The sequence below is a fragment of the Lonsdalea britannica genome, assembly GCF_946477055.1.
Taxonomy (GTDB): domain Bacteria; phylum Pseudomonadota; class Gammaproteobacteria; order Enterobacterales; family Enterobacteriaceae; genus Lonsdalea; species Lonsdalea britannica_A.
This window is the reverse complement of record NZ_CAMKXG010000118.1, coordinates 1-10274: the sequence shown is the minus strand read 5'-3', so window position 1 is coordinate 10274 and position 10274 is coordinate 1. Positions and strand designations below refer to the sequence as shown.

The following is a 10274-nucleotide window of genomic DNA, read 5'->3' as shown; positions in this document are numbered from 1 at the left end:
GTTGCCCGAAATGCTCGCATGACCAGTTCCATCGTCAGCCTTTTCAGCCCTGACGGGACATACCGCGCTAGCGGCTTTCCTTGCGCTCGCCTCGCTTAACTGATGTTGAGTAGCTATAAAAAAAATCCCGGCATCGTCTGCCGGGATTTTTTGATCATGTTGGCTAACACAATGCGTTAATGCATCGTGCTTATCTCTTGCATCAGTGCAGGATTTTCGCCAGGAAGTCTTTGGCTCGCTCGGATTTGGGGTTGGTGAAGAAGTCCTCTTTGCGGGTGTCTTCCACAATCTTGCCCTCGTCCATAAAGATGACCCGGTGCGCCACTTTACGGGCGAAGCCCATTTCGTGCGTCACCACCATCATGGTCATCCCTTCTTGCGCCAGTTCGACCATCACGTCCAACACTTCATTGATCATTTCCGGATCAAGCGCGGAAGTCGGTTCGTCGAACAGCATCGCGATGGGGTCCATGCACAGCGCACGGGCGATGGCGACACGCTGCTGCTGGCCGCCGGAGAGCTGGCCCGGATATTTGTCCGCATGGGCGGACAGCCCGACGCGATCCAGCAGTTTCTTGGCCTTTTCACGCGCCGGTTCGCGCTGACGCTTGAGGACTTTGACCTGCGCCAGGGTGAGGTTGTCGATGATCGACAGGTGCGGGAACAGCTCAAAGTGCTGGAATACCATGCCGACTTTAGAACGCAGCTGGGCCAGATTCGTACGTTTGTCGTTAACGGCGATGCCGTTAACTTCAATCAGGCCTTCCTGGATGGGTTCAAGTCCATTAACGGTTTTGATTAGGGTCGATTTGCCGGAGCCGGAAGGTCCGCAAACGACGACTACCTCACCTTTTTTAACTTCTGTGGAGCAGTCGGTAAGTACCTGAAATTGACCGTACCACTTAGAAACATTTTTCAGGGAAATCATCAAACCGTCCTTTTCTTCAGATAATTAACCAGCATTGATGCGCAGATGCTGATAATAAAATAAACAAACCCGGCAAACAGGATCATCTCAACCTGCGTTCCGTCGCGTTCGCCGATGCTGGACGCGGTGCGGAAGAAATCAGCCAGGCTGAGCACGTACACCAAAGAGGTGTCCTGAAACAGGACAATGCCCTGAGTCAGCAGCAGAGGAACCATTGCCCGGAAAGCCTGAGGCAGAATCACCAGTCTCATGGACTGCCAATGCGTCATGCCCAGCGCCAGCGCGGCGGAAGCCTGACCGCGTGCGATACTCTGAATCCCGGCGCGGATGATTTCAGAGTAGTAGGCCGCCTCAAACAGGGAGAAGGCTACCATAGCCGAAACTAGCCGAATATCGGTTTTCGGCGACAGCCCAAGCACATTTTGTAGAAAGCTTGGCACAATCAGATAAAACCACAGCAGCACCATGACTAACGGTACGGAACGGAACAAGTTTACGTACAGTTTGGCAAACCAGCTGATCGGTTTGAACGACGACAGCCGCATGACGGCGAGAAGGGTTCCCCAGAGGATACCGAAAATGACGGCGATCACCGTGATTTTAATCGTAACGCCAAGGCCTTGCAGCAGGTAAGGCATGCTGGGAGCGATGGAGCTCCAGTCAAATTCATACATTCTTATTTGCTCCCCATATTGCCCGGCAAACGGGTTTTTCTTTCAACGACCTGCATCAGCAGCATGATGATGGCGTTGATGGCGATATAGGCCAGCGTAATCGCCGTGAAAGACTCATAGGCGTGCGCGGAATAGTCGAGCAGTTTGCCCGCCTGTGCAGCCATGTCCACCAGACCGATGGTCGACGCGATCGCGGAGTTCTTAACCAGGTTAAGCATTTCCGACGTCAAAGGCGGAACGATGACGCGATAGGCGTTGGGCAACAGCACGTAGCGGTAGGTCTGCGGCAGCGTCAGGCCAATCGCCAGACCGGCGGCTTTCTGCCCGCGGGGCAGCGACTGGATCCCGGCGCGTACCTGTTCGCAGACGCGGGCGGCCGTGAACATGCCGAGACAGATCATGGAGGACAGGAAGAACTGAATGTTCGGGTCCAGCTCCGCCTTGAACCACATGCCAATGTCAACCGGCAGCAGTTCGGGCACCACCAGATACCAGATAAAGAACTGCACGATGAGCGGGACGTTACGGAACAGCTCCACATAACAGGTCCCGATGCCTGAGATGAAACGGTTGGGCGCGGTGCGCAGGATTCCCAGCAGCGAACCCAGCAGGAATGCGATGATCCACGCGCACAGAGACAACGAAACGGTCACCTGTAGGCCGGAAATAATCCATCCGAGGTAAGTGGTATTACCGAATGGAGCGGATTGCAGGAAAATACCCCAATTCCAATCTGTTGACATAAAAAACTCCGGTAAAAAGGGTAGCCCTCAAGGCTACCCGAAGACTTGTGAACGGTCTGGAGCTCAGGGCAGGGAGCGACTGACCTGAGCCCGCCAGCATGTTCGCAAATCCGCAATCAAAATGCCTGAACCTATTATCTTGTGATACTTGCAGCTTAGAAGGCTTTGTCGTTAGGCGCTTTGAACAAGGCTTTCATGTCGTCAGACAGCTCGAAGTTCAGGTTCAGATTACGCGGCGGAATAGGCTGCTTGAACCAGGTATCGAACCATTTTTCGGCTTCGCCTGACGTCTGGATCTGGGCGATGGTTTCGTCGACCAGCGCTTTGAACTGCGGATCGTCTTTACGCATCATGCAGCCATAGGCTTCTTTGGACTGCGGCTGTCCAAGAATGACCCACTGGTCTTGATTTTTCGACTTGGCGCGCTCACCCGCCAGCAGCGCATCGTCCATCATGAAAGCAACCGCGCGGCCGCTTTCCAACGTACGGAAGGAGTCGCCGTGGTCTTTCGCGCTGATGATGCGCATCTTCATTTTCTTCTCATCGTTCATCTTGTTCAGCAACACTTCAGAGGTTGTCCCTGAGGTCACCACGACGGTTTTTCCGTTCAGATCGGAGAAATCCTTGATGCCGGAATCCACTTTGGTCATCAGGCGGGTGCCGATGATGAAGATGGTGTTAGAGAAGTCGGCCTGTTTCTGACGCTCCAGGTTATTGGTGGTTGAACCACATTCCAGATCGTAGGTGCCGTTTTGCAACAGCGGTATGCGGTTCTGGGCGGTGATCGGCAGCAGTTTGACTTGAAGGTTAGGCGCCCCGATTTTCTTTTTGACCGCTTCGACGATCTTGTCTGAATAGGCTTCGGAATAACCAACCACTTTCTGCTGGTTATCGTAATAGGAGAAAGGAACGGAAGATTCACGGTGTCCGATAACGATGACGCCGTTGTCTTTCACTTTCTTCAATGTGCCGGTCAGCTCTTCCGCATGAGCCAGACTGCCTGCCGCTGTACCTGCCAGAAGTAGTGAAAGTGCCAGTTTACGCAATTGCATGTGCTAACTCCTTTGCTGTTGTGATGGCGCTAATCATTGAGTGACGCTTTGCGGATGCACCGCGAAAGCGCAAATAAACTGCAACATCATTAAAAATAGCCAACTGTTAACAATCTGAGGCCGTTATGTATCTTTTTTGAGAGTTAATCTGCACTAAATTGCAGCATTTAGTCGGCTTGGCACTACTTTGGTGCTATTGGTGCCCCGAATCCGTGCTGCGTGCGATCACACACTCTTAAAAGACGCCAGGTCGGCCGCGTCGCATAGGTTTTAGCAATTAATATGCCAGGAGTTAAAAAGGGCATGCTAAGCATGCCCTTTCTTATTCATGATGTGCGCTACCGGGGAAGATCAGCGGCGGCGGATCCGAGGAGAGAATATGGCGCAGAGGCCGAACAGCAGCGTCAGTGTCCATAGCGGCCACGCGCCCCAACGTGCGTAAGGCGTCATGCCGGTGGCGGGGGTGACGGAGGTTTCCAGCACATCACGTGTGAACTGCGGCAGCGAGGCGCTGACGTTGCCTTCCGGCGTGACGACCGCCGTGATCCCGTTGTTGGTGCTGCGCAGCAACGGTCGGCCCAGCTCCAGCGCACGCATTCTCGCCATCTGGAAGTGCTGCCACGGCCCGATGGAGTGGCCAAACCACGCATCGTTCGAGATGGTAAGCAGCATATCGGTATTTTCGCGGAAGTTGTCCCGCACTTGCTGACCCAAAATAATCTCGTAGCAAATAGTGGCCGTAAGCCGGTAGCCGCTCACGTCCAGCTGCGGCTGTACATAGTTGCCGCGACTAAAAGACGACATCGGCAAATCAAACAGCGGCGCCAGCGGACGGAGTAGCGTTTCTAGTGGCACAAACTCGCCAAACGGCACCAAATGATGCTTGTTGTAGCGGTTAAGCGTGGGATAACGGTACGGCTGTTTGTCACCCAGAACGATGATGCTGTTGTAATAGTCCGCGTCGTTGTCTTTCGGACGGACGTCGACGATACCGGTGATCAGGCTGCTGTGACGCTCGAGCAGTGCTCGGTCGACCAGACGCAAATACTCCTGCTGGCGCGCTTCGACGTCGGGAATCGCTGATTCGGGCCAGATAATGATCGGCACTTTGCCCATGACGGGCAGACTGCTGTCGAGATAAATTTTTAGCGTATTCAGCAGCTCGTCGGGATCCCATTTCAGCGACTGGGGAATATCGCCCTGCACCAGCGCGACGTTGACCGCGCGATCAGGCTCCAGTTTAAACCAGGCGATGCCACGCAATGGCCACGGCAGCAGTAGGATGGCTGCGGCGACGACAGCGGGCAGCCAGCGGCGGGCCGTGATGGCAAACGTCAGTAACCCGCTGACGATCATCAGCACAAACGTGATGGCGTCAACGCCCATAATCGGCGCCAGCCCTTTTAAAGGACCGTCGATTTGGCTATAGCCGAACTGAAGCCACGGAAAGCCGGTTAGCACCCAGCCACGCAGAAACTCGGTCAGCTGCCAGAGCGCGGGCGCAGCGATAGCGACGCGCCACAGGTTCGCCTTGGGCCAAAAGCGGGCCAGAACGCCCGCGAACAGCATCGGGTATAGCGCCAGATAGAGCGCCAGCAGAACGACCAGACCCACGTTAATGGGGCCTGGCATACCGCCGAAAGTGGCGATGCTGACATACACCCACTGTACGCCGCTGATGAACAGTCCGAAGCCCCATGCAAAGCCAACGGCCGCAGACTGACGAACGCTGCGGCCGAGAGTGAGCGCCTGCAGACCGAACAGAGAGATGAGAGCGGCGGGCCAGAGATCAAAAGGAGAGAATGCCAGCGTGCCGCTGGCGCCGAATAAAAGCGCCAGCAGAAGACGGCTCTGCTGGCGTTGTAATAGGGAAGCGACAGCCATTGCTGATTAGTTTTCCAATATAGGTTGCGGAGCGTGGTCAGGTATTCTGACATGCACCTGAATAATTCTGCGGCTGTCCGCCATCGCGACTTTGAACTGGTAACCGCCCAGCTCAATGGTCTCGCCCCGAGCTGGCAGATGGCCGAACGCCTGCATGATCAATCCGCCGATGGTATCGACTTCATCATCGCTGAATTGGGTGGAGAACGACTCATTAAAGTCTTCAATCGGCGTTAACGCGCGGACGGTATAGGTCTGGCGAGTCAGATGGCGGATGTCGCGATCTTCCTCGTCATCGTATTCGTCTTCGATCTCCCCGACGATCAGCTCCAGAATGTCCTCAATGGTGACCAGTCCGGAAACCCCGCCGAATTCATCGATGACGATAGCCATGTGGTAGCGCAGCGAGCGGAATTCATTGAGCATGCGGTCGACGCGTTTACTTTCCGGGACGACGACCGCAGGGCGCAGGACTTTGTCCATACTGAACGGTTCGGAATCGCTGCGCATGAATGGCAGCAGGTCCTTGGCCATCAGAATCCCTTCGATGTGGTCTTTATCTTCGCTGATGACCGGGAAGCGGGAGTGGGCGGACTCGATAATCACGTCCAGGCACTCTTCAAGCGTTTGGTTGTGCTTCAGGGTAATCATCTGCGAACGCGGGATCATGATGTCCCGTACTCGCTGTTCAGCGATATCCATTACCCCTTCCAGCATGTCGCGGGTTTCCGGGTCGATGAGATCGTTTTGTTCCGAATCACGAATCAGCGTGAGCAGGTCATTACGATCTTTGGGTTCACCGTGAAAAAGCTGGTTGAGGATAAGAGAAAAGAAGCCCTTTTTGGGGCTGGGGTTATCGCTGTTGGAAGAATGGTCGTCGCTCATGGCGTATCTGTTAACGTCTCTCAGGTTAGGAAAAGATAACCAGCGGGGTAAGGTCGTGTAATGCCGCCGCTGGCATATAGCTGTGTAAGATACCGAATTTAACGCAACTCGGTAACCGTTTATTTTTCTGCCAGGTAAGGATCCGCGAATCCCATGCCCTGCATGATCTCGGTTTCCAGCGATTCCATCTCTTCGGCCTCGCTGTCTTCGATGTGATCGTACCCCAGCAGATGCAGGCAGCCGTGTACCACCATGTGTGCCCAGTGCTCTTCCTGCGTTTTTTCCTGCTCGGCGGCTTCTTGCTCTACTACCTGACGGCAGATGATAAGATCGCCCAGCAGCGGCAGTTCAACTTCCGGCGGCGCTTCGAACGGGAAAGACAGCACGTTGGTGGGCTTGTCCTTTCCGCGATAGGTATGGTTCAGCTCATGGCTTTCCGCCTCATCGACGATGCGGATGGTGACTTCCGACTCCGCCTGGAACTGCGGCAGCACCGCGTCCAGCCAGCGCTGAAAGTGCGCTTCTGAAGGCAGGCCGTCGCTGTTTTCACAGGCAATCTGCAGATCGAGAATAACCTGACTCATTTCTGCTCCTGTCCGGCGGCTTGCAGCGCTTCGCGTTTACGCTGTTCGGCCAGCGCGTCTTTTCGCTTTTGCTCCGCTGTTTCCCAGGCTTCATAGGCGTTGACGATACGAGCGACCACCGGGTGGCGCACCACGTCTTCACTGTGGAAGAAGTTGAAACTGATTTCTTCGACGTCGGACAGCACTTCAATCGCGTGTCGCAACCCGGATTTCTGGTTGCGCGGCAGGTCGATCTGCGTCACGTCGCCGGTGATCACGGCTTTCGAATTGAAACCGATACGCGTCAGGAACATCTTCATCTGTTCAATCGTGGTGTTCTGACTTTCATCCAGAATAATGAAGGCGTCGTTGAGCGTACGGCCACGCATGTAAGCGAGCGGGGCGACCTCAATCACATTGCGTTCAATCAGCTTCTCGACTTTTTCGAAGCCCAGCATCTCGAACAGCGCGTCATACAGCGGGCGCAGATACGGGTCCACTTTCTGGCTCAAGTCACCCGGCAGGAAGCCCAGTTTTTCACCGGCTTCCACCGCCGGACGGGTCAGCAGGATGCGGCGAATTTCCTGACGCTCCAGCGCATCGACGGCGGCGGCGACCGCCAGATAGGTTTTCCCGGTACCGGCCGGGCCCACGCCAAACGAGATGTCGTGGTCGAGAATATGGGCGACGTACTGCGCCTGATTCGGCGTGCGCGGTTTGATGACGCCGCGTTTGGTGCGAATGTTCACCGCTTTGCCAAATTCAGGCACGCTGTCGGCGGATTGTTCCAACACGCCGGACTCTTTGATTGCCAGATGAATCTGTTCCGGGTCGATATCCTGGCTAGTGCCTTTCATCGGCGCGGTATCAACGTACAGATGCAGCAGGATATCGGCTGCCGCCTTGACGCACAGTTCGGTTCCGACCAGTTTGAATTGATTGTCGCGTCGGTTGATTTCAATACCCAGGCGGCGTTCCAACTGTTTAATGTTGTCGTCAAACGGGCCGCACAGGCTGAGTAAACGTTTATTGTCCGCGGGTTCGAGGGTGATCTCTTTGGTCGTTACGTTCAAATTATTCCTCTTGGTATTTAACCGGAAAATGGACGGATTGAGACTGGAGTCCCGTCGGCTGGCGATCGCCAGCTATGCATGAATAACCATGATTATTTATCGCTAACCCGAAAAGGCGCAAGTCGCACTACCGATATTGGGGGCAGTTTCATAAAAACAAGGCAGGATCATCGGGATGGGAACACGGGCAGCCAACGCTGCCCGTCGATAGCGGGATTATCAGGGTTGATAAATACCCACGCCAATCTCATTTTCTTTACGGGTACGGGCGATGACCGCCGCTGGCGACTCAATCACGCGCAGTCCCATTTGATCTTCGGTGCGGACCAGCACGCCGCGCAGCGAGTTCGGGTAAACGTCGACGATTTCCACGTCGACAAACTTGCCGATCATTTCCGGAGTCCCTTCGAAGTTCACTACGCGGTTATTCTCGGTACGCCCGGATAGCTCCATGACGCTTTTACGCGATGTGCCTTCAACCAGTACGCGCTGCACGGTGCCCATCATCTGACGGCTGAAACGCATGGCCTGCTGGGTGATACGTTCCTGCAGAAGATACAGGCGCTGCTTTTTCTCGTCTTCGCTGACGTCGTCCACCATATCAGCCGCCGGGGTGCCGGGACGCGGTGAATAGATGAAGCTGAAGCTCATGTCGAAGTTGACGTCGGCAATCAGGTTCATGGTCTGTTCAAAATCGTCATTTGTCTCGCCGGGAAATCCGACGATAAAGTCGGAGCTGATCTGAATCCCCGGGCGCGCTTTATGCAGTTTGCGGATAATCGCCTTGTATTCCAGCGCGGTATGACGCCGTTTCATCATGGTCAGTACCCGGTCTGAGCCGCTCTGTACCGGCAGGTGCAGGAAGCTGACCAGCTCCGGCGTATCTTCATAAACGCTAATGATATCGTCGGTGAATTCGATCGGATGACTGGTGGTGAAGCGGATGCGGTCGATGCCGTCGATGGCGGCGACCAAACGAATCAGCTCAGCGAAGGTACAGATGTTGCCGTCATAGGTTTCGCCGCGATAGGCGTTAACGTTCTGACCCAGCAGATTGACTTCGCGTACGCCCTGTTCGGCCAGCTGCGCGACTTCGAACAGTACATCGTCGCAGGGACGGCTGACTTCTTCGCCGCGGGTATAAGGCACCACGCAGAACGTACAATATTTATTACAGCCTTCCATGATGGAGACGAAAGCGGTCGGGCCTTCCGCGCGCGGTTCCGGCAGACGGTCGAATTTCTCGATTTCGGGGAAGCTCACGTCAACGATCGGGCTGTGCGTACCGTTCACATGATTAATCATTTCCGGCAGGCGGTGCAGCGTTTGCGGCCCGAAAATCACGTCCACGTAGTGGGCGCGTTCGCGAATGTGCGCGCCTTCCTGAGACGCCACGCAGCCGCCGACGCCAATAATCAGATTCGGATTGCTGTCTTTCAGCGCTTTCCAGCGGCCGAGCTGATGAAAGACTTTTTCCTGCGCCTTTTCACGGATCGAACAGGTGTTCAGCAGCAGAATGTCCGCCTCTTCTGCGATTTCGGTCAGCTCATAACCGTGAGTGCTTTCCAGTAAGCCGGCTATCTTGGATGAATCGTATTCGTTCATCTGACAGCCCCAGGTTTTTATATGCAGTTTTTTTGTCATCGTCATCGACTTGCCATTACTCAGTTCGGGTGAACACGCTTTACCTTGGTGCGGGCGCGTATTGTAATCGTTTGGCGCCGCGGTGACCAGCATGCGCCCATCTTCGCTTTTCTGATAAAAACGGCCGAAATCCAGTAAACTGTGTTCAATTCTCTTCCTGTTATGCACGGGATTTTCTTTAGAAATCGTGGGCTTTAGAAATAGTGGGGCACGTATGCACTTTGACGCAGTCATCGTCGGCGGGGGCATGGTGGGCGCCGCCGCCGCATTAGGGTTGGCGCAGAACGGTTTTCAGGTGGCGCTGGTGGAACAGGAAGCGCCGCCAGCGTTCGATGCAGAAAGTCCGCCAGATTTGCGTTTATCGGCGATTGGCTATGCTTCAGTGGCGCTGTTACGCCAGTTAGGGGCATGGGCGAACGTGGAACAGATGCGCAGCGCCCCGTATCGTCGGCTGGAAACCTGGGAGTGGGATAGCGCCCGGGTCGCGTTCGACGCCAGCGAACTGAGCTTGCCGGAGTTGGGTTTCATGGTCGAAAACCGGGTGCTGCAACGGGCGCTCTGGCAGTCGCTGGAAAACACGCCGGGAGTGACGTTTCTATGCCCGCGGCATCTCAAACAGTTGGACTATGACGCGCCGGTCTGGCGGGTGACGCTGGATGATGACGCCGTTATCGAAACGACGCTGGTGGTAGGTGCGGATGGCGCCCAGTCTCGGGTTCGTCAGTGGGCAGGGATTGGCGTCAGTGGTTGGCAGTACCGCCAGTCCTGCATGTTGATTAGCGTTCGCACGGAGGGTCCACAGCAGGATGTCACCTGGCAGCAGTTTAC

General features: G+C 55.2%; 10 protein-coding genes. 1 reads left to right on the top strand and 9 read right to left on the bottom strand.

The genetic code is table 11. The annotated features are described in order from the left end of the window. Positions 1-202: 202 nt before the first annotated feature. The 9 genes from Q7O77_RS09660 to miaB form a co-directional block, all read right to left on the bottom strand. Positions 203-928, bottom strand: a complete 726-nt coding sequence (locus tag Q7O77_RS09660; RefSeq protein WP_085652135.1) for an amino acid ABC transporter ATP-binding protein — start codon at positions 926-928, stop codon at positions 203-205. Then, entirely contained in the window at positions 928-1602 is a 675-nt protein-coding gene (gltK, locus tag Q7O77_RS09655) for a glutamate/aspartate ABC transporter permease GltK (RefSeq protein ID WP_085652136.1), read from the bottom strand. Before gltK ends, Q7O77_RS09660 begins: the two co-directional genes overlap by 1 nt. 2 nt (positions 1603-1604) lie before the next feature. After that, positions 1605-2345: an amino acid ABC transporter permease gene (locus Q7O77_RS09650; RefSeq protein ID WP_085652137.1), complete on the bottom strand. Its 741-nt coding sequence runs from the start codon at positions 2343-2345 to the stop codon at positions 1605-1607. A gap of 155 nt (positions 2346-2500) precedes the next feature. Next, positions 2501-3397 carry a glutamate/aspartate ABC transporter substrate-binding protein gene (locus Q7O77_RS09645; RefSeq protein WP_304166311.1) on the bottom strand — a complete coding sequence of 299 codons (897 nt, stop codon included), beginning with the start codon at positions 3395-3397 and terminating at the stop codon, positions 2501-2503. Between the two features lie 351 nt (positions 3398-3748). After that, the gene (gene lnt, locus Q7O77_RS09640) at positions 3749-5281 is read right to left on the bottom strand and encodes an apolipoprotein N-acyltransferase (protein WP_304166308.1); all 1533 of its coding nucleotides are present in this window, start codon (positions 5279-5281) and stop codon (positions 3749-3751) included. Positions 5282-5287: 6 nt separating this feature from the next. Next, complete coding sequence (gene corC, locus Q7O77_RS09635; RefSeq protein ID WP_304166304.1) at positions 5288-6166, bottom strand: CNNM family magnesium/cobalt transport protein CorC; 879 nt, start codon at positions 6164-6166, stop codon at positions 5288-5290. 119 nt (positions 6167-6285) lie between these two features. After that, a complete protein-coding gene (gene ybeY / locus Q7O77_RS09630) occupies positions 6286-6750 on the bottom strand; it encodes an rRNA maturation RNase YbeY (protein WP_094117657.1) in 465 nt (154 codons plus the stop codon). Continuing rightward, a complete protein-coding gene (locus Q7O77_RS09625) occupies positions 6747-7802 on the bottom strand; it encodes a PhoH family protein (RefSeq protein WP_304166300.1) in 1056 nt (351 codons plus the stop codon). Before Q7O77_RS09625 ends, ybeY begins: the two co-directional genes overlap by 4 nt. Positions 7803-8021: 219 nt before the next feature. Continuing rightward, entirely contained in the window at positions 8022-9446 is a 1425-nt protein-coding gene (miaB, locus tag Q7O77_RS09620) for a tRNA (N6-isopentenyl adenosine(37)-C2)-methylthiotransferase MiaB (protein ID WP_304166317.1), read from the bottom strand. A 214-nt stretch (positions 9447-9660) separates the two neighbouring features. Here miaB and Q7O77_RS09615 point away from each other — a divergent pair. Next, on the top strand, positions 9661-10274 hold a 614-nt coding region (locus Q7O77_RS09615; RefSeq protein ID WP_304166290.1), incomplete at its 3' end, for an FAD-dependent oxidoreductase.